The sequence below is a fragment of the Cupriavidus sp. C1SS-2L genome (genome assembly GCF_057073735.1).
On sequence record NZ_CP172708.1, the window covers coordinates 3780644 to 3800138 of the forward strand.

The 19495-nt window shown below is 63.9% G+C and carries 15 protein-coding genes; 14 read left to right on the forward strand and 1 reads right to left on the reverse strand.

Annotated features, from left to right (window positions below; all coding sequences use genetic code 11):
* The first annotated feature begins 196 nt into the window (after window positions 1–196).
* From ACIGJG_RS17555 to ACIGJG_RS17580, 6 genes are all read left to right on the forward strand, one after another.
* A complete protein-coding gene (locus tag ACIGJG_RS17555) occupies window positions 197–1369 on the forward strand; it encodes an MFS transporter (RefSeq protein ID WP_220631147.1) in 1173 nt (390 codons plus the stop codon).
* A 140-nt stretch (window positions 1370–1509) separates the two neighbouring features.
* Window positions 1510–2148 carry an MOSC domain-containing protein gene (locus tag ACIGJG_RS17560; RefSeq protein WP_140950435.1) on the forward strand — a complete coding sequence of 213 codons (639 nt, stop codon included), beginning with the start codon at window positions 1510–1512 and terminating at the stop codon, window positions 2146–2148.
* A 281-nt stretch (window positions 2149–2429) separates the two neighbouring features.
* Window positions 2430–3668 (forward strand): efflux RND transporter periplasmic adaptor subunit, encoded by a 1239-nt coding sequence (locus tag ACIGJG_RS17565; RefSeq protein WP_011299550.1) that lies wholly within the window; start codon window positions 2430–2432, stop codon window positions 3666–3668.
* A gap of 3 nt (window positions 3669–3671) precedes the next feature.
* Entirely contained in the window at window positions 3672–6869 is a 3198-nt protein-coding gene (locus tag ACIGJG_RS17570; protein WP_483672583.1) for an efflux RND transporter permease subunit, read from the forward strand.
* Between the two features lie 410 nt (window positions 6870–7279).
* Entirely contained in the window at window positions 7280–9667 is a 2388-nt protein-coding gene (locus ACIGJG_RS17575) for a hypothetical protein (RefSeq protein WP_483672584.1), read from the forward strand.
* A gap of 13 nt (window positions 9668–9680) precedes the next feature.
* A complete protein-coding gene (locus tag ACIGJG_RS17580) occupies window positions 9681–10097 on the forward strand; it encodes a hypothetical protein (RefSeq protein ID WP_483672585.1) in 417 nt (138 codons plus the stop codon).
* Between the two features lie 4 nt (window positions 10098–10101).
* On the opposite strand, the gene ACIGJG_RS17585 is transcribed toward ACIGJG_RS17580, so the two are convergent.
* Window positions 10102–10947, reverse strand: coding sequence for a hypothetical protein (locus tag ACIGJG_RS17585; protein WP_483672586.1), 846 nt, complete (start codon window positions 10945–10947; stop codon window positions 10102–10104).
* On the opposite strand from ACIGJG_RS17585, the gene ACIGJG_RS17590 reads away from it, so the two are divergent.
* From ACIGJG_RS17590 to ACIGJG_RS17625, 8 genes are all read left to right on the forward strand, one after another.
* A complete protein-coding gene (locus ACIGJG_RS17590) occupies window positions 10946–11827 on the forward strand; it encodes a ChaN family lipoprotein (RefSeq protein ID WP_483672587.1) in 882 nt (293 codons plus the stop codon). The two genes, ACIGJG_RS17585 and ACIGJG_RS17590, sit on opposite strands and share 2 nt — an antisense overlap.
* Before the next feature lie 265 nt (window positions 11828–12092).
* Complete coding sequence (locus tag ACIGJG_RS17595; protein ID WP_220631152.1) at window positions 12093–13061, forward strand: tripartite tricarboxylate transporter substrate binding protein; 969 nt, start codon at window positions 12093–12095, stop codon at window positions 13059–13061.
* A 262-nt stretch (window positions 13062–13323) separates the two neighbouring features.
* Entirely contained in the window at window positions 13324–13797 is a 474-nt protein-coding gene (locus tag ACIGJG_RS17600) for a tripartite tricarboxylate transporter TctB family protein (protein WP_011299556.1), read from the forward strand.
* 27 nt (window positions 13798–13824) lie between these two features.
* Window positions 13825–15339, forward strand: a complete 1515-nt coding sequence (locus ACIGJG_RS17605) for a tripartite tricarboxylate transporter permease (protein WP_011299557.1) — start codon at window positions 13825–13827, stop codon at window positions 15337–15339.
* A 112-nt stretch (window positions 15340–15451) separates the two neighbouring features.
* Entirely contained in the window at window positions 15452–16510 is a 1059-nt protein-coding gene (locus ACIGJG_RS17610) for an AbrB family transcriptional regulator (protein ID WP_483672588.1), read from the forward strand.
* 68 nt (window positions 16511–16578) lie between these two features.
* Window positions 16579–17004 (forward strand): PaaI family thioesterase, encoded by a 426-nt coding sequence (locus ACIGJG_RS17615; protein WP_011299559.1) that lies wholly within the window; start codon window positions 16579–16581, stop codon window positions 17002–17004.
* A gap of 36 nt (window positions 17005–17040) precedes the next feature.
* On the forward strand, window positions 17041–17937 hold the full coding sequence (locus ACIGJG_RS17620; RefSeq protein ID WP_011299560.1) for a patatin-like phospholipase family protein: 897 nt from the start codon (window positions 17041–17043) through the stop codon (window positions 17935–17937).
* A gap of 64 nt (window positions 17938–18001) precedes the next feature.
* Window positions 18002–19471, forward strand: coding sequence for a dihydrolipoyl dehydrogenase family protein (locus ACIGJG_RS17625; protein ID WP_041679758.1), 1470 nt, complete (start codon window positions 18002–18004; stop codon window positions 19469–19471).
* The last annotated feature ends 24 nt before the right edge of the window (window positions 19472–19495 follow it).

Genomic DNA, 19495 nt, shown 5'->3' on the forward strand with positions numbered 1-19495 from the left:
TCTCCCGCCTGCCTGAGGGAGAGGGATGTCTCTTTCGGGGCGGCACGGCCACGCGCTGCCGCCACGTTTGTCCCCGCGGACGCGAATTTAGGGAAACCGCTACACTCGGGACTTCCCTGACCGCCGGCCGTCCATGGTCCGCGGCGCACCCCGACAACAAAAAGGCGCAGCGCGCCGCCCCTCCAGCAAGGCCGGAATGGACCCCAGGCTAGTGACGCTCTGCGTCGGCAATTTCATCATTGGCACCGGCGCGATGATCGTTACCGGCATGTTGAACGACATTGCCGCCGATTTCGGCCTGGGCGTGGCCAGCGCCGGCCAGTTGATCTCGGTGTTTGCGCTAGCCACCTGTGTGGGGGCGCCGCTGTTTGCCACGCTGGGCTCGCGTATCGACCGCCGGCTGTTGCTGGCCGGTTCGCTCCTGATCTATGCGGTAATGCATTTGGCCGCGGCGCTGGCGCCGAGCTTCGCGACGCTGATGGCGATCCGCTTCCTGACGGCGATCGGCGCGGCCATCTATACGCCGCAGACCGCGGCCACGCTGCCCTTGCTGGTCAACGCGCAGACGCGCGGCCGCGCCATCAGCTTCGTGTTCCTCGGCTGGAGCATCGCCAGCGTGGTCGGCATGCCGTTGGGGACCTGGATTGCCAGCACACTCGGCTGGCGCTTCAGCATGGCGGTCGTCGGCGTGCTGGCGTTGGTGGTGTCGGCGGCGGTGTGGCGTGCGTTGCCGCGCGGGCTGTACGTGCCGGCCGTGGGGCGTGAAGCCTGGGGCGCCGTGCTGCGCCACCGGCCGATCATGCTCGTGGTGGCCGCCACGATGATCCAGTCGGCCGGCATGTTCACGATGTTTACCTACATTGCGCCGCTGATGCGCGATGCCTACGGCATCACCGGTGCCGCGCTGAGCCTGATGTTCCTGGCCTATGGCGCTTGCGGGGTGCTCGGCAACGCGGTGGCGGCGTCGCGCATGGACCGGATCACGCCGAGCCGGATTGTCCAGTTCACGCTGCTGACCTCGACCGCGGCAATGGTGCTGTGGCCGCTCGCGGGCCTGGGCAGCGTCGCGCTGGTGCTGCTGTTCATGCTGTGGGGCATCGGCGGGTTTGCCACCAACAGCGCACAGCAGGCGCGGCTGGTCATGATCGAGCCCGACCGTGCATCGGTGTCAATCTCGCTCAACTCATCGTCGATCTATCTCGGCCAGGCGCTGGGCGCCATGGCTGGTGCGGCCATCTATACGGTGGCGGGCACCGGTTCGCTGCACTGGGGTGCAGCGGCTCTGACGCTGGTGGCGCTGGCGGTTTCGCAGTGGGCGCGCGCGCTGGGCCGCCAGTGGCCGCGTCGGCAAGCGGCACAACAGGCCTGAACCGGGCAGGGTCGTTGCCCACAACCCGCTGAGCGGCGTCTCGCTCCACAGCTTTTCCACAGTGTTGTTCAACGCACTGTCCACCACCTGTTCCCTGCGTTATCCACGGAGTTATCCACAACTCCTGCAGCGGGGGCATCGTGAGCGAAACCAATGGAGCTCTGGCCGGCGCGCGCGTGCTGGCAATCAGCATCGGCAAGGCCATCCCGCTGGTGGTGGCGCGGGCCGGCACCGAGGCCGTGGTGATGTCCGGCATCCGCAAGCATCCGGTCAGCACGCTGGCCCACCCGCTGGGCGTGCAGGTGCGCCCGCTGGGCGTAGCCGGTGACGAACAGGCGGACCTGACTGCCCACGGTGGCCTCGACAAGGCCGTCTACGCCTATCCCGCCGAGCATTACGCGTGGTGGAACGCGCGCCGCCGCGCAGCGGCGCAGCCGGAGGCGCACCGTGGCCTGGCTTTTGGCGCCATGGGCGAAAACCTGACGATCGAAGGGCTGGAGGAGACCGAGCTGTGGGTCGGTGACGTGCTGCGCATCGGCAGCGCGGTGCTGTGCGTGGCATCGCCGCGGCAGCCGTCATGCAAGTTCAATGCGGCACTCGGCTATCGCCACGCCGCGCGCGATATGGTCGAGAGCGGGTATTCCGGCGTCTACCTGAGCGTCGTCCAGACCGGCGAAGTCCGGGCCGGCGACCCTATCCATGTGCAGCGTGGGCCACGAAAATTGTCGATCGACAGCATTAACCGCTGGCGCCGCGATGGCCGGCGGCATCTTTTCTGATAATGTTTGTCTATCGATACAAGCAATCGCCCCCCGCGACCGCCACGCTAAGCCCACTCCCTTCGTTGCCCGCAAGCCACGGCCGCCGCACGCCGTTACTGTTGCTGTAACGCGCTGTAATTTTCGGCGCTGGCCCTGCGGGGCGAACCGCTGTACTAGTAGAGGTTTGCGCGACACGTACCCGCCCGGCCCCCGGGCCGCCCGTCGTGGGCGGCCGCGGCAGGAACAGAGGCAGGACGTCCCCGGGGAGGGCGCGTTGCGGCTAAGAGGGTCCACACAAGATGAAGACAGACAGGATCGACCAGCCCAAGGGGTTTGTCGACAGCAACTGGAGCGCGTCCACGGGAACCGGCCGGGGCCGGGTATCGCCGTGGGCGGTGGTGGTGACTGTGCTGGTGCTTGCCGGCCTGGGGTGGTTTGCCTGGCGTACCTGGTTTGCCCCAAAGCCCGTTGCCAAGGGGCCGGCGCCCGTGGCGGTCGCCACCGCGCTCGTGCAGCAGGGTGACGTGCCGCTGCAGTTCACGGCCAACGGCAATGTGACGGCGTTATCCACAGTCGAAGTGCGCCCACAGGTCTCGAGCACGGTCCGTACCGTCCATATCAAGGAAGGCCAGACCGTGAAGCCGGGCGACCTGCTGTTCTCGCTCGACACGCGCATGGACGAAGCCAACCTGGCCAAGGCCCAGGCGCAATTGCTACGCGACCAGGCCGACCTGTCCGATGCGCGCCGCAACCTGTCGCGCAGCAAGGAACTGCTGGAGCGCAATTTCATCTCCAAAAGCGCGGTGGATACCGCCCAGGCCAAGGTGGACGGCTTTGAGGCTACTATCCGCGCCGACCAGGCGGCCATCGAGGCCAGCCGCGTTGCTGTCAGCTATGGCGCGATCCGCGCGAGCATCGGCGGGCGTACCGGCGTGATCAACGTGTTCCCGGGATCGATGGTGCTGCCAAACAGCACCGGGCCGATGGTGACCATCGCCCAGATCCAGCCGATCGCGGTGACCTTCAGTCTGCCGGAGCGGCAGCTCGCCTCGTTGCGCGACGCCCTGCGCAACGGCCCCGTGCAGGTCACGGCCCAGCCCAACGACGGCAGCAAGACGCCGGTGACCGGCAAGATCACGTTCATCGATAACACCGTTGATCCGCAGTACGGCACCATCCGCGTCAAGGCGCAGTTCGACAATGAGGAGCAGCGCCTGTGGCCAGGTACGTACGCCAATGTCAGCGCCGTGGTCCAGACGTTGAAGGACGCGCTGTCGGTGCCGCCGCAGGCCGTGGTGACGGGTCCGGAAGGACGCTTCGTCTACACAGTGCAGCCTGACAACAAGGTCGCCCGCGTGCCCGTGAAGATGGTGACCACCACCGCCACGTCGGCGGTGATCGAGGGCGTGCAGCCCGGCACGCGCGTGGTCGTCGAAGGCACGCAGAACCTGCGTCCCGGCACCGTGGTACGAGAGGTTCCGCGCGTCCCTTCCGCCTCCGCCGGGGCCGCGAGCACGCCCGCCGCCCAGGGGCACTGAGCCATGACGCTGTCCGAGCTCTGTATCCGCCGTCCGGTGATGACGGTGCTGCTGTGCATTGCCGTCATCGTGACCGGCATCGTGCTGTACCCGACCATCCCGATCGCGGCACTGCCCAGCTTCAATTCGCCGGTGATCCAGGTCACCGCCACGCTGCCCGGGGCGAGCCCTGAAACCATGGCCGCTTCGGTGGCCACGCAGCTCGAAAAGCAGTTCGCGACGATTCCGGGCGTGACGGTGATCAGCTCGTCGAACACTCTCGGCAATTCGAGCATCACCATCGAATTCAACAGCGACCGCGACATCGACGCCGCGGCCGTGGACGTGCAGGCCGCGCTGTTCCGCGCGCAGCGTTCGCTGCCGATCGAGATGACGGTGCCGCCGTCGTACCGCAAGGTCAACCCGGCCGATGCGCCGGTGCTGCTGCTGGCGATCAACTCGCCGGCCATGAGCCTGGCCGAGCTCAATGCGTTCGGCGACAACCTGATCTCGCCGACGCTGGCCACGCTGCCCGGCGTGGCGCAGGTGCAGGTGTTCGGCCAGAAGCGCTTCGCCGTGCGTGTGCGCGCCCACCCGGATGCGCTCGCCGCGCGCGGCCTCACGCTCGACGAGCTCGCCACGGCGCTCAACCGCGCCAACGCCAATACACCAGTGGGTACGCTCGACAGCGCGCGCCAGACGCTGACCATCCAGGCCAACCGGCAGCTCGCCAATGCCGACGCGTTCCGCAACATCATCGTCGCCAGCCAGGCCAACGGCGTGCTCGTGCGGCTGTCCGACGTGGCCGAGGTCGAGGACAGCGTCGAGACCATCAAGACCGGCAGCTGGCTCAACAACGAGCGCTCCATCGTGCTGGCCGTGCTGCGCCAGCCTGACGCCAACACCGTGGCTGTGGTGGACGCCATCAAGGGCGCCCTGCCCCGCCTGCTTGCGCAGATGCCGGGCTCGGTCAACGTGTCGGTGGTCAACGACCGCTCCAACTCGATCCGCGAATCGATCCACGACGTGCAGTTCACGCTGGCGCTGACCGTGGCGCTGGTGGTGATGGTGATCTTCCTGTTCCTGCGCCGCGCCGCCGCCACGCTGATCCCGACCGTGTCGTTGCCGATCTCGCTGATCGGCACGGTCGCGCTGATGAAGGCCTTCGGCTACAGCCTGGACAACGTATCGCTGCTCGCCATCACGCTGGCCGTGGGCCTGGTGGTGGACGACGCCATCGTGATGCTCGAGAACATCGTGCGCCATATCGAGGAAGGCGTGCCGCCGCTTAAGGCCGCGTTGGTCGGTTCGCGCGAGATGGGCTTCACCATCCTGTCGATCTCGATCTCGCTGGTGGCGGTGTTCATCCCGATCTTCTTCATGCCGGGCGTGATCGGGCTGCTGTTCCATGAATTCGCGGCAGTGGTGTCGCTGTCGATCCTGGTGTCGGCGCTGGTGTCGCTGACGCTGATCCCGATGCTGTGCGCACGCTTCCTGTCGGCCGAGAACGTGCCGGTGGATGAATCGCAGCATGCGTACGGCGACCATGCCGGCCACGCGCCAGCCTTGGTGCAGAAACAGACCATCGGCATGCGCTCGACGCAGTGGTTCGAGAACCTGTTCGAATGGACGCTGCACAAGTATGCCCATGGACTCGACTGGTGCCTGGCGCACCGGCGTGTTGTGCTGGTGGCCGCAGGTTTGACCTTCGTGCTGACCGCGGTACTGTTCGTCAAGATTCCGAAGGGCTTCTTCCCCGAGGAAGACATCGGCCAGATCCAGGTCAACGCCGAAGGCCCGCAGGACATTTCCTTCGACGCCATGGCCGAGCGCCTGCGCGATGCTGCCGAGCGTATCCGTGCCAACGCGGCGGTGAAGAGCGTCGTGGTCTCCATCGGCGGTGGTCCTTCGCCGGCCATCAACACTGGCCGCATGTTTGTCGAGCTCAAGCCGCTCGGCGAGCGGCCGAAGATGCATCAGGTCGTCGAGTCGCTGCGCAAGGACGTGTCGGCGGTGCCCGGTCTGGCGGTGTATTTCTCGCCGGTGCAGAACCTGCGCCTGGGCGGCCGCCAGAGCAAGAGCCGCTACCAGTACACGCTGCAGAGCGTGAAGGCGGGCCAGCTGCAGGAATTCAGCGACAAGCTGATGGCGAAGATGCGTGCCGACACGCTGTTCCGCGACGTCACCAGCGACTCACAGCAGTCAGGCCTGGAGGCTCAGCTTTCGATCGACCGCGACAAGGCCAATGCGCTCGGCGTGCAGATGCAGGACGTGCGCACCGCGCTGTACTCGGCGTTCGGTGAACGTCAGGTGTCGACCATCTACACGCCGATCGACAACTACTACGTGATCCTGCAGGCGGCCGACGTCGACCGGCAGGACGAAAGCGCGTTCTCCAAGCTCTACGTGCGCAGCAAGACCGGCCAGATGGTGCCGATCTCCGCGTTCGCCACCACCGAACGCCGCGTCGGGCCGATTGCCGTGAACCACCAGGGCCAGCTCCCGTCGGTGACGGTATCGTTCAACCTGGCGCCCGGTGCGGCGCTGGGCGAGGCATCGGCGAAGATCGACCGCTACCGGCAGGAGATCGCCATGCCGACCTCCATCTTCACGAGCTGGGGCGGTGACGCGGCGGTGTTCCAATCGTCGCAGGCCACGCAGATCGTGCTGCTGGTAGCGGCCATCGCGGTCATCTACACGCTGCTGGGCGTGCTGTACGAAAGCTACATCCACCCGCTGACGATCCTGGCTGGCCTGCCATCGGCAGCCATCGGCGCACTGCTGACGCTGTTCCTGTTCGACGTCGAGCTGTCGCTGATCGCGACCATCGGCGTGCTGATGCTGATCGGCATCGTGAAGAAGAACGCCATCATGATGATCGACTTCGCGCTGGCCGCGCAGCGCGAACAGGGCATGCCGCCGGCCCGCGCCATCCGCCAGGCCTGCCTGCTGCGCTTCCGGCCGATCATGATGACCACCTTCGCCGCCGTCATGGGCGCGCTACCGCTGGCGCTGGGGATTGGCGCGGGCGCGGAACTGCGCCAGCCGCTGGGCCTGGCCGTGGTCGGTGGCCTGTTGTTCTCGCAGGTCATCACGCTGTTCATCACGCCGGTGATCTATCTGGCGCTGGATCGGTTCTCGGGCACGGGTCCGTTGCAGATCGATTCGGAAGGGAATCGGTTGCCGGAAGCGGTGCAGGGTGAGGTGGTGCACCAGCATTGAGACGGAGGCCGCGGCTTCGGGCGCGGCCTTGAGTTTTCGGTGTTGTAGTCTGTCCCTCTCCCGTTCGGTGGGAGGGGCGCAAAGCGCGTTCGCACTTGTCGAACCGTCTCCTTTGGCGAGTCGCCGTAGCCCTTCGGTGCCATTCTCCTCGTAAAACATTCTGAGATGAGATTTCGATAAATCGCTATCACATTCGGAATCGTTCCATATATTTCCGTAGCTGCTTTTGGAACGCTGTGGGGGCCGGTGCGCCTTGTGCCGGTTCACGGAGTTTTGCGATCGCAATGCCGCCCGCCTTGACACCCCCTAACCGCAGGAGGGCGCCGGGATCTGCCCCGAGAAGGTATGTCGCCGGCAGGGCGATTACCGGCCCGCAATTCGACGACGGTCCCCTTTTCCAACTACCACTCATGATCATTAGCCCACCGTTCCTGCCACAGAATGGTCTGACTTCAACCGATCCGGCCAAGGACGATCCAATGATGGATGCCGTCGACCAGTTCGAGTTGGGACACCACGGCGTCTACCCCATTGCCTTCGACCGCCGCTGGCACTGCGGCACGCACCTCGCCCCAAATGATCAGACCGAACCAGTGCGGGCGATTGCTGATGGCGAAGTAGTCGCGTACCGCGTTAGCCAGAAGGCCATTTCCGACGGGCAAACGAAAAGAGATGGAAGCCCTGATCTGAACTCCAATATCGGTTTCGTTCTGCTTAAGCACAAGACCGACACTGGAGAACGAAGGACGATCACCTTCTACTCCTTGTATATGCACCTGCTGGACATCAACAACCAGCAGCGCATCGCGCCACAGCCAACAAATCCGCCGGCTGTCGGCACCTCTAGCGCCTTGCCTGCCTGGTTGTTGTCTCCGACCGATGGGGTGCAAGCCGGTGGCGGCAAGAAGGTCTATCGGAAGGACATCCTGGGGTATTGGGGCCATTGCCACGGCCAGCCGCACCTGCACTTCGAAATCTTCATGACGGAGGAGGATTTTCGTGCTTGGTTTTCTCAGGCCGGACATACCGTGCAGCTTGGCGAGAAGAATCCAGCGACGCCAGCGTCGAAAGACTACTGGGGCCACAGCTACTTCGTGATTCCGGGCGGCGAAGTCATTGTCAGCGTACCTCCTGGGCAGGACAGTTCACCCTACTTTCCGCCGCTCACAGCCGGCGCCCTTAGTGCCCCGAACAAGCTATATGTTGAAGCCTACTTTTATAAGGGGCAGCGTTATACGCGTTCATGGATCGAGAAGAACGGCAAACTTGAAGCGTTGACGCCTGCTCCGGTCAGAGATCCCTACGCAGACTACGAATACAAGCTGTACCAGCGGGCGACCGACCTATATCCCAAGTGCCCAAGCGCCGGATACGAACTGCTTCGTTTTGGTCGGGTTTTGAATACCGAACTCCCAACACTGTCCCGTGCGGAAAGCCGTACATGGATTGCTGTTACGTATGATGCGGGTGGTGCGCAGGGGTATATCGACATCAGCCAGGACGCTATTAAGAAGCTCTCGGATGCGGACTTCCCGTTCTTCATGGGTTGGCAGAAGATTGAGGAGGCAAACACGCCGTTCAGCCAGGATGGTGTGTGCGACTTCGATGAACTTCGCAGAATCGTGGATCTTGTGGAGGAATCAGAGACTCCCGAGCAACGGAGGGAAGCCGAATACAAGCAAGCAGACCAACTGACTGCGTACGTGTACGGCAATGATGCTGTGCGGGGCAAACTCAGGGGATTCGTCTGCCATGCGCCGAGCGAGTGGGATGCGAGTGGTAATGATGCTCGCTATGCCAGGCTCAACCGTCCGGACGGATTCTTTGGCACGCGAAAGGACTTCGATCGTCATGGGTACGAGAACTTCATCGGTTTCCTGAGGCAACTGCAGTTCCTTGATCAGACACCGCTGGGCGCTGGCAGGAAGTTCCGGTTTTTTCATCCGCTGGCCTTCATTCGGCATTTTAGAAAGTGCGGGTGGATCGGCTCGCATGAAATAAGCCAAATTATGCCGGCAAAGAGCTGGCTTACTCAATCAGGGCAGCGGCGTACTCCCCTGTCAAAGCTACTATCAGCATCCGATGTTGTCACACGCGTTTCGGCACATCTCAGCAGCCTTAATGTGGCAATACGAAAATACTCGATTGGTTTTCCAGCGGATCGACTTGCTCTGTTTCTCGCGCAGACATATATCGAGACTGATCGTTGGAACACCTTGCGAGAATATGGAAAAGGTGCTTCAAATCCAAGCATTCCAATGGCTCAATATTATGAGGCATTTTACGGACGCGGGATAATGCAATTGACGTGGGCGGAAAATTATGACGCATATGGAAAGTTCTCGGCCCTGCCGAACAATCACGGTCCATATGAAGGTGAAAGCAGGATTACACAATCTTCCGCGCACTATTGGAGCGATCCGACTATTAGGGATAGGAAAACATACCAAATTATTGGGATAAGAGGCGTTCCCAAACTTTGGGCGCCACTTTATAGCCCTGAGCTCATAGCAAAAAGCTCTGGTTACGCCTGTGATAGCGGCGGATTCTTTTGGGTTTGGAAGCATTACGATGGAAACCGAAATATTAGTCGTGTGGCAGATGGTGGTTTCACCGGAAGCACGGTGGATAAGATCAATAAATTAGTAAACGGCGGCTCGTTTGGGTATTTCGAAAGATTCCTGTTTTCTTGGTACACAAGAAACATCTTTACGGATTGGATTCCATCGAGCAATGAGCCGGCAATTGAAACCCCGAGGGGGGTTACTGTCGTTTGTGATCTAGCTAGGCCAAAATAATGGATGGTTTATCATGAGTGATGCAAAACGAACAATTTCGGCGCTTATCTTCCTTTTTACGTCTTTGGCATCTTCCAGTTCTATGCCGGCCTCAAAACCGGAGGGGGCATATTCAAAGTGCATGACCAGAACAAAAAATGAGCGACTAACCTGCATATCAGGATGTGGAATGATTGTCCAAGATTGCTATGACGAGGGTATGGATGAAGTCAACGAGAAAATCAATTCAACATTGACGGCTTTAAATAAAAATAGCAACAAGAAGTGCGCCCATCTTGCGACTGAATATCTAAACAAGGCCATGGCGTTGGAGGCAGACATGACGGGGGAGGTGGGCAACCAATCTGATTGGTTTGCCGCGGAGCTGAAATTACATCTGGTGCAGCAGCGCCTGGCTACGGTTCAGTTCATCCTAAAGAATTGTACGTAATCATTCATCTTTTAAAATTATTCGTCGCTAACGGATTCAAGTGAGATGGAGGTGGTTCCGGTAATAGCCGGCCGCCGGTTTTACGGCGTGAGGCGATGCAAAAGGGTAATACGTCCGAGTCGTTCCACAGCAGTGAGCCTTTTGGAAACGTCGTGATCGTGCAGGTGAAGAAATTAATATCCTTGGCCTCTGTATCGCAGGTTTGGCAGCCGCCTATCCGGATATGTGCAAACCGACAACAGGGACGGCAGAACAGATTGTCGGGCCATGTCGCTTTAGAATTGCGAACATGTATGGCGAGGAATTTCGGGCGCCTCGTCCTGATAGCTCGCCACCGCATCAGGGGACGTACTATCTCCCTGTAACGGGCCCGACAGCTTTTCTGGCCGGTGGCTTCAGCATGTTTTGCGTTGAGGCCACCAATGATCGGATCATTTCTGCCCTGAACGCGAAGTATGTTGACGGCCGTTTGCAGAGGTATGGACTGGATGGTGGCCCTGAATTTGTTCCATTCTAGAAGGCGGCGAACGCTCGAACGGTCTCGATGAAGGGGAGAAACTGGACTGGAATCGCATACATTGAGGATGACACCACTGGCGACGAATGGCGCCGGGCTCGTATTTTTCACTTTTGCCTGATCCACAATGTCCATGCGTTGTGTGGAAATGCGCCGGTTAAATGGCTCGCGGATCGCAAGGCGCGAAGTGATCTTGATCGGATGAGGAACATCCTTGAGTCGGTCGAGTTTGTCGATCCCCCGGCGCCGCGAGGTTCCAGTGCCGCGGACACGTCCGACGCTCCTCCGGCCGCTCGCCCCCCGCAACCATGAAGTCGAAGGAAAGCCGTCCATGCCATGCCGCGCCTTCAGCTCCTTTCGCTCTGCCATCGCCGTCGCCACAGTCCTCGCCGGTTGCACCACCACGCCGCAATCGCCGCACCCCGACACCCTCAGCACAACCTTCCCCGCCAACTCCTACATCCTCCTAGGTGAAGTCCACGACAACCCCACCGGCCAGCTGCAGCGCCTCGCCGCACTGACCCGAGCCGTCGAGCAAGGCTGGCGCCCCGCCATCGCGATGGAGCAGTTCGACCGCGAACGCCAGGCCGATATCGACCGCGCTCGCCGCGAGCGCCCTACCGATGCTGACTACGTGATAGCGCAAGCTGGCGGTGGCGGATGGCAGTGGCCACTGTACCGGCCGGTGGTTGCGTTGGCGCTGCAGTACGACCTGCCGTTGCTGGCCGCGAACCTGTCGCGTGGGGACGCCGCGAAGATCGTGCGTGGTGGCCTCGACGGCCTGTTCACGCCGCAGCAGCGTGCGCAACTCGGCCTGACCGGCGCATTGCCACCAGACCTGGCCGCCGCGCAGACCGCGGTGCTGGACGAAGGCCATTGCGGCAATTTCCCCAAGGCCATGCTGCCCGGCATGCTCGACGCACAGGCCGCGCGCGATGCCGTGATGGCGGCCACGCTGCGACCGTACGCGGCGCGGGGCGCGGTGCTGATTGCCGGCAACGGCCATGTGCGCAACGATATCGGCGTGCCGCGCTGGCTCGGTGACGGCAAAGGCAAAGCGATCAGCGTGGGCTACCTCGAGCGCGGCCAGGGCAATCCGGCCGGCTTCGATCGCGTCGTCACCGTGGCGCCGGTCGAGCGCGGCGATCCGTGCCGCGATGCCGTCGTGGGCAAGGCCATGCCGGCCGCCGCATCGGCGCCCGCAGCGCGTTGAATGTCTTATATATCCACGTAAACCCCGATGCCAACGCAGTCAATCTGACAGCCTTTTGACAGTTTGCAACGCCTAGAATCCGGCTCATGATCCGCCAGCGGGTCACGCAGAAGTCCAACAACAATGCCGGCATGCAACGCGTGCAACGGCCGGGAGACAGCGAGCCGACGGTTGCTTTGTGACCGCGTGGGGCGGTGTCTTCCGGTTTCGCAACGACGCCATGACGGCCAGCCGAAGATACGGCAACACAATTAAGGAGACCGTTATGCGTCGCTCGATTCACCGTTTCGCCCACGTCGTCATGGCCTCGGCCGCCGTTGCCGCCACCGTCGCTGCCGCGCCGGCTTTCGCGATGGACACCGTCAAGTTCATGATCGGCGCCAACCCGGGCGGTGGCTACGACCAGACCGGCCGCGGACTCGGCGCGGCGATGATCGCCTCGGGTGTCACCAAGACCGCTACCTACGATAACAAGGGCGGCGCGGGCGGCACCATCGGCCTGACCCAGTTCGTCAACACCGACAAGGGCAACCCGAACGCGCTGATGGTCGTCGGCGCGGTGATGGTCGGCGCGATCGAGACCAACCATCCGCCCGTCACGCTGAAGAACGCCACGCCGATCGCGCGCCTGTACGCCGATACCATGGTCATCACCGTGCCGGCTAACTCGCCGCTGAAGTCCATCAAGGACCTGACCACGCAGCTCAAGGCCAACCCGGGCAGCGTGAGCTGGGGCGGCGGTTCGAAGGGTTCTATCGACCATATCCTGGCCGGCCTGATTGCCAAGGACATCGGCGTGGATCCGAAGAAGATCAACTATGTGCCGTTCCAAGGCGGTGGCGAGGCCTCGGCTTCGATCCTCGGCGGCCACGTGACGGTCGGCATTGCCGGGGTGTCGGAATTCCTGCCGTTCATCAAGAGCGGCAAGATGCGTGCGCTGGCGGTGACCTCGAAGGATCGCACCGCCGATATCCCGACGCTCAAGGAGCAGGGCGTGAACGTCGAGATCTACAACTGGCGCGGCGTCTACGGCGCGCCGGGCACGACGCCCGAGCAGCGCAAGGCCATGGTCGACGCCGTCGTGAAGGCGACCGAGAGCAAGGCCTGGAAGGAAACGCTGCAGAAGAATGACTGGACGCCGTTCCTGCTGACCGGCGACGAGTTCGGCAAGTTCGTCGACAGCGAATCGGCCCGCCTGGGCGGCACGCTGCGTGAACTGGGCGTGGCCAAATAAGCCGCTCAAGTTCAGGCAACCTCATAGCAGTACGGATCCGCAGCCTTGCGGATCCGAGCAGTGCTGAAGCGTTACCTGTCGTGCCTGCCGAAGCCACCGATGTGGAAGGTGGCCGGGAAACGGCACGGGGCCCGGTGTCTGCCACCTGCGATAGCCAAACCAAAACTACATGTCGCCGGGCCCCGTGACCGCGCGGGAAATCGAACGCCAGCGTCGCGGACGCCAGCCAACCCGGGCTGGCGACAAAGGCCAAGGAGTCTCCATGAAACCCTCCCATCTCGCCATCGGCATTGCCGTGCTGGCGATCTCGCTGTTCTTCTTCCTCGGCCTGCCGGGCATCTCGGGTGAAGAGGGCTATGCCGGCCTGTCGCCGCGCTTCATGCCCACGCTCGTGGCCATCGGCCTGGCCGTTTGCGGCGCGCTGCTGACCTGGCAGGGCGTGCGCGGCGGCTTCCGCAACATGCCTGAAGAAGACGCCGAACTGCCGAGCGCCCCGCACAACTTCAAGGGCTTCCTGTGGGTGGCCGCCGGCCTGGTGCTGAACATGGCGCTGATCGGCACGCTCGGCTTCGTGCTGTCCTCCACGCTGCTGATGATCTGCGTGGCGCGCGGCTACGGCAGCCGCCGCATCGTGCGCGACGCGCTGATCGGCCTATGCATTACGGTGCCGATGTGGGCGCTGTTTGAATTCCTGCTCGGCATCAACCTGCCGCTGCTCCCCATCGCTGGCTTCTGAGCCCGCCTGACCAGCTAGGAGTCACGAATGGATACCCTGAACCAGCTGATGCACGGCTTCGCCGTGGCCATCACACCGATCAACCTGATGTGGGCCCTGGTGGGCTGCTTTCTCGGCACCGCCATCGGCGTGCTGCCCGGCATCGGCCCCGCACTGACGGTGGCGATGCTCCTGCCGCTGACCGCCAAGGTCGAACCCACTGCTGCGCTGATCATGTTCGCCGGCATCTACTACGGTGCCATGTACGGCGGCTCGACCACGTCGATCCTGATGAACACGCCGGGCGAGTCGTCCACCATGGTCACGGCCATGGAAGGCAACCTGATGGCGAAGAACGGCCGCGCGGGTCCGGCGCTGGCCACTGCCGCCATTGGCTCGTTCGTAGCCGGCACCATCGCCACCGTGCTGCTGTCGATGTTCGCGCCGGTGGCGGCGGACGTGGCGCTTGAATTCGGGCCCGGCGAGTACTTCATGATCATGCTGCTCGCGTTCACCACGGTCTCGGCCGTGCTGGGCTCGTCGTTGCTGCGCGGCATGACGGCGCTGTTCCTGGGGCTCGGCATCGGCCTGATCGGCATGGATTCGCTGTCGGGCCAGACCCGCTACTCGATGAACGTGCAGGAGCTGTACGACGGTATCGATATCGTAGTTGTCGCCGTGGGCCTGTTCGCGGTCGGCGAGGCGCTGTTCAATGCTTTCTTCCCGCAGCCGGAAGGCACGTTCAACAAGCTCAGCTCGGTCCACATGAACAAGTCGGACTGGAAGCGCTCGGTCCCGGCGTGGATTCGTGGCACCCTCATCGGCTTCCCGTTCGGCCTGATCCCGGCCGGTGGCGCTGAAATCCCGACCTTCCTCTCCTACGCCACGGAAAAGAAACTGTCGAACCACAAGGAAGAATTCGGCAAGGTCGGCGCCATTGAGGGCGTGGCTGGCCCCGAGGCTGCCAACAACGCCGCGGTGACCGCGACGCTGGCCCCCCTGCTGACGCTGGGCATCCCGACCTCGAACACCACCGCGATCCTGCTGGCGGCATTTCAGAACTACAACTTGCAGCCTGGCCCGATGCTGTTCCAGACCTCGGGCGACCTGGTGTGGGGCCTGCTGGCGTCGCTGTATATCGGCAACGTGATGCTGCTGGTGCTGAACCTGCCGGCGATCGGCCTGTGGGTACGCATGCTGCGCGTGCCGACGCCGCTGCTGTACGGCGGCATCCTGATCTTCGCGGGCCTGGGCGCCTACGGCATCCGCCAGTCGTGGTTCGACCTGCTGCTGCTGTTCGTGGTCGGTTTGCTCGGCATGGTGATGCGTCGCTTCGACTTCCCGACCGCGCCGGTCATCGTCGGCCTGATCCTGGGGCCGATCGCCGAGAAGCAACTGCGCAACGCGCTGTCGATCGGCCAGGGAGACTGGAGCCTGTTCGTGAAGCAGCCGATCTCGGCGACGATCCTCGCCATGACCGTGGCCGTGGTGGTGATCCCGCGCCTGCTGCGCTGGCATGCCAACCGCTCGTCGGCGCACGCCCAGGCGGACAATGCGGCCTGATGCGTTGTCCACAGTCATGAGATGATCGAAGCCCGGCGCGCGAGCGTCGGGCTTCATGCATTTTGCGTTCACAACAACAAAGGCGCCGGCGCCCCTGCCAGGCCGCTGCATCATGAATCTCTCCGCGCACCGCTGGCTGCCGGTCGTGCTGACGCTGCTGCTCGGCCTGGCTGCTGCCCTGCTCTGTACCGTGCTGCACACGCCGCTGCCGTGGATGATCGGTCCGCTGCTGTCCGTGGCGAGCGCGCGCATGGCCGGCGCCGACCTGCGCGCGCCGACGCAGGCGCGCAATGCCGGCCAGTGGGTGATCGGCGCATCGCTTGGGTTGTACTTCACGCCGGACGTGGTGGCAAGGTTGCTGGAGTTCCTGCCCTATATCGTCGCGGGCTCGCTGTTCGCACTCGCACTGGGCGCGGGTGGCGCGGTGCTGCTGCGCCGGACCACGGGCGTGGCGTTCAAGACGGCGTTCTTCTCCACGGCCATTGGGGGCGCATCGGAGATGGCCCACCTCGCCGAACGTAATGGCGCGCGCATCGACCAGGTTGCCGCGGCGCATTCGCTGCGCGTGCTGATGGTGGTCGTGACGGTGCCGGCCATCTTCCAGTACGGCGGCATCCATGGGTTGGACCCATACATTCCGGGCCCGCGCACAGTGGACGCCGTGGGGCTGCTCGCGCTGATCGGTATCACGCTAAGCGTGGCCCTGCTTGTGCGTCGGTTGAACATGCCGAACCCGTTCGTGATTGGCACGCTGATTGCAGCGGCGGTGCTGACCGCCTCCGGCATCGAACTGTCCGCGATTCCGACGTGGATGAGCCGTGCCGGCCAGCTGCTGATCGGCGTGTCGCTGGGCTCCCGCTTCTCGCGCGACTTCCTGCATACCGCGCCGCGTTTCCTGTCGGGCGTGGCGTTGTACACGGTGGTGGCGCTGCTGGTCTCGGCGCTGCTGGGCTGGGCGCTGGCCGCAATCTCCGGCGCGCATCCGGCTACGGTCATTCTCGGCACCACGCCGGGCGGCATTGCCGAGATGTGCATCACCGCCAAGGTGCTGGAACTCGGCGTGCCGCTGGTGACCGCCTTCCATGTGATCCGGATGGCCTTCGTGGTGCTGGCCACCGGCCCCCTGTATCATTGGCTCAAATATCGCGTCGCGCCGGAGGAGACGGAGTAGCGGCCAGCCCTGCACGAATCGGGCGGCTACCGGGCGACATCCCGCGGGACAACAAGACCAGGATCGCCATGTCCGAATCCGCCGAACGCCGCCTGACGCTTGCCGATATCAATGCCACGCTGGAACGCGTACTCGCCCCCTGGGTGCGCCAGCTCGGCTTGCGCGCCGAGGCCGTCGATGACGCCGGCATCACGCTGCGGCTGCCCTTCCAGGAAATGTTCCGCCATGCGGGCGGCGTCGTGTGCGGCCAGGTGCTGATGTCGGCCGCCGACACGGCGATGATCGTCGCCGTGGCCAGCGCGCTGGGCGGCTTCCGCCCGATGACCACCGTCACCCTGAACACCAACTTCATGCGCCCCGTGATCGACGGCGACGTGCTGGTGCGCGCCAACGTGCTGCGCCTCGGCAAGACCGTGGTGTTCGGCGAGATCGAACTGACCGGCACCGACGGCAAGCTCGCCGTGCAGGCCACCACGACCTACGCGCTGCTCTGAGCGCGCCAGGCCACATCCCTACACGCAAAGCGCAGCATGAACGCAGGCACCCCCACTCCGTTTGACCAGATCGTATTCGCCGGCGGCGGCAATCGCTGCTGGTGGCAGGCGGGCTGGTGGGACACCGTGGCGCCGGACCTGCATCTGCGCCCGCGCGTGATCACCGCGATCTCGGCGGGCGCGGCCACGGCTTGCATGGTCTATGCGCACGACTCGCAACAGACCATGGCGTACTACCGCGAAGTGCTGTCCGCCAACAAGCGCAACGCGTACTGGGGCAACCTGCTGCGCAACGAACGCGTGTTTCCGCACTACGGCATCTATCGCACGGCGCTGCTGTCGATCTTTGGCGATGGCCGGCTTGAACATCTGCGACAGGCGCCGGAGATCCGCATCGGCGTCGCGCATATTCCGCGCTGGAGCGGTCCACGCCTGGCAGTGGCGGCGGGACTGCTCGCGTACAACATCGACAAGCACGTGCTCAAGACGCTGCATCCGCGGCTTGGGCGCAGGCTTGGCTTCCGACCGGAGTTCGTGCGCGCGCAGGACTGCGGCTCGCCCGAGCAGCTTGCCGACCTGCTGCTGCAGTCGGCTTCCACGCCGCCGTTCACGCCGGTGCTGCGCCGTGACGGACGTGCCGTGCTCGATGGCGGCCTTGTGGATAACGTGCCCGTGGACGCGCTCGACGCCACGCCGGGCAATGTGCTGGTGCTGGTCACGCGGCTGTATCCGCGGCCGCGCCGTTTCGTGATGCAAAGCGGCGGCCAGCGCCGCCTTTACCTGCAGCCTTCGCAGCGTGTGCCGATCTCGAGCTGGGACTACACCCGGCCCGACGCGATGGCGCACGCGTATGACCTTGGCCGCCGCGACGGGGAAACTTTCCTGCGCGAGTGGCCGTCGATCCTGAATACGGAACTGCGGTCCGGCGCCTAGCCTGCGCGGCGGCGCTGGTCCGATCGTTTGTCGATGCGGCCGCGTGCCGCGACAGGAGGCATGGATGAGCAAGCGCCAGACAACAACCGCCACGTCCGACAACGGACCAAGGCGGGCCCGTCAAGTCAGTGCCGAGCCGGCGATGGAGCGCGTGCCGCGCTCACGCGGCAAGGGTGGCAAGCCGATGCGTACGCGCAAGGCGGATTTCGTCGTGATCGGCGGCGGCTCGGCCGGCGTCGCCTGCGCGCGGCGCGCTGCGTCGCATGGTGCCAGCGTCGTGCTGATCGAACGCGATGAAATCGGCGGCACCTGCGTCAACCGCGGCTGCGTGCCGAAGAAGATGCTGTCGTATGGCGCCACGTGGGCTGCCATCCTGTCCGGCTGCCTGTCGCACACCGGCGGGCATGAGGACTGGCGCGACGCGATCGTGCGCGTCAATGCGGAAGTGGCGCGACTGAACGTGGTCTACGCACAGCGCCTGCTGGAGGCCGGCGTTGACATCCTGCGCGGCGACGCGGTTGTGACGGCGCCCGATGAAGTGCGCGTGGGCGACGAAGTCATCCGCGCCAAGCGCATCCTGATCGCTACCGGCGCGCGACCGAAGACGCTCGATATTCCCGGCGGCGAACTCGCGAGCAATTCCGACGATGTGTTCACGTGGCAGACCGTTCCGGGATCGATCGCGGTCATCGGCGGCGGCTATATCGGCGTGGAGCAGGCATCGATCCTGTCGCGCTACGGGGTCAAGGTCGACCTGCTGGTCGCCGGTGACAGGCTCCTGCCGCATTTCGATGCGGAAATCGCAGAAGCCCTCGCGGGCGCGTTGGAAACCAAGGGCGTGCGGCTGCACCTCAATGCCAGCGTCAACCTGATCAGCCAAGCCAATGGCGCGCTCGAGGTCTGCTATCGCCCCGGCAACAAGCCCGGGCAGACGGAGTCGATACGCGCGCAAGCGGCACTGGTCGCGGTCGGGCGCGTGTCCAACGTGGACGGGCTTGGCCTCGATGCAATTGGCGTCAAGCTCGGCGACAAGGGCGGCATCAAAGTGGATCGCCAATTCCGCAGTTCGGTGCGTTCGATCCATGCGATCGGTGATGCGATCGAGGGCCTGCACCTGACGCCGGTTGCCACCTCACAGGGCCGCTGGCTGGCAGACCGGCTGTTCGGCCGGCGCGGCGAACGCGCGGACTTCGATTTCGTGCCGACCGCGGTGTTCTGCGAACCGGCGATCGGCGCCGTGGGGCTCACGGAAGCGCAGGCCATCGAAGAGGCCGGCAAGCCCGAGCGCATCCGCACCGTGGTCAAGCGCTTTGTCTCGCTGGAAAACCGCTTTGGTGGCAATGGCATGCAATCGGTGTTCAAGCTCGTGCTCAATGCGCGTACCGGGCGCGTGCTCGGCGTGCATCTGATGGATAACGCGGCGCCGGAGATCGTGCAGGCCATGGCCGTTGCGCTGCGGCTCGGCGTGAGGGAATCCCATCTGGAGACGACGCTGCAACTGCATCCGACGGTGGCGGAAGAGCTGTTCGGTTGAGAGGAAGGTGAAATCAAGGGGCCG

What these genes read in the sequence shown, in the direction of transcription:
- ACIGJG_RS17625 (WP_041679758.1), top strand. Translation starts at nt 18,002, where the DNA reads ATGAGCAAGCGCCAGACAACAACCGCCACGTCCGACAACGGACCAAGG.
- ACIGJG_RS17555 (WP_220631147.1), top strand. Translation starts at nt 197, where the DNA reads ATGGACCCCAGGCTAGTGACGCTCTGCGTCGGCAATTTCATCATTGGC.
- ACIGJG_RS17590 (WP_483672587.1), top strand. Translation starts at nt 10,946, where the DNA reads ATGCCATGCCGCGCCTTCAGCTCCTTTCGCTCTGCCATCGCCGTCGCC.
- ACIGJG_RS17615 (WP_011299559.1), top strand. Translation starts at nt 16,579, where the DNA reads ATGTCCGAATCCGCCGAACGCCGCCTGACGCTTGCCGATATCAATGCC.
- ACIGJG_RS17610 (WP_483672588.1), top strand. Translation starts at nt 15,452, where the DNA reads ATGAATCTCTCCGCGCACCGCTGGCTGCCGGTCGTGCTGACGCTGCTG.
- ACIGJG_RS17565 (WP_011299550.1), top strand. Translation starts at nt 2,430, where the DNA reads ATGAAGACAGACAGGATCGACCAGCCCAAGGGGTTTGTCGACAGCAAC.
- ACIGJG_RS17585 (WP_483672586.1), bottom strand. Translation starts at nt 10,947, where the DNA reads ATGGACGGCTTTCCTTCGACTTCATGGTTGCGGGGGGCGAGCGGCCGG.
- ACIGJG_RS17600 (WP_011299556.1), top strand. Translation starts at nt 13,324, where the DNA reads ATGAAACCCTCCCATCTCGCCATCGGCATTGCCGTGCTGGCGATCTCG.
- ACIGJG_RS17595 (WP_220631152.1), top strand. Translation starts at nt 12,093, where the DNA reads ATGCGTCGCTCGATTCACCGTTTCGCCCACGTCGTCATGGCCTCGGCC.
- ACIGJG_RS17605 (WP_011299557.1), top strand. Translation starts at nt 13,825, where the DNA reads ATGGATACCCTGAACCAGCTGATGCACGGCTTCGCCGTGGCCATCACA.
- ACIGJG_RS17620 (WP_011299560.1), top strand. Translation starts at nt 17,041, where the DNA reads ATGAACGCAGGCACCCCCACTCCGTTTGACCAGATCGTATTCGCCGGC.
- ACIGJG_RS17570 (WP_483672583.1), top strand. Translation starts at nt 3,672, where the DNA reads ATGACGCTGTCCGAGCTCTGTATCCGCCGTCCGGTGATGACGGTGCTG.
- ACIGJG_RS17580 (WP_483672585.1), top strand. Translation starts at nt 9,681, where the DNA reads ATGAGTGATGCAAAACGAACAATTTCGGCGCTTATCTTCCTTTTTACG.
- ACIGJG_RS17575 (WP_483672584.1), top strand. Translation starts at nt 7,280, where the DNA reads ATGATCATTAGCCCACCGTTCCTGCCACAGAATGGTCTGACTTCAACC.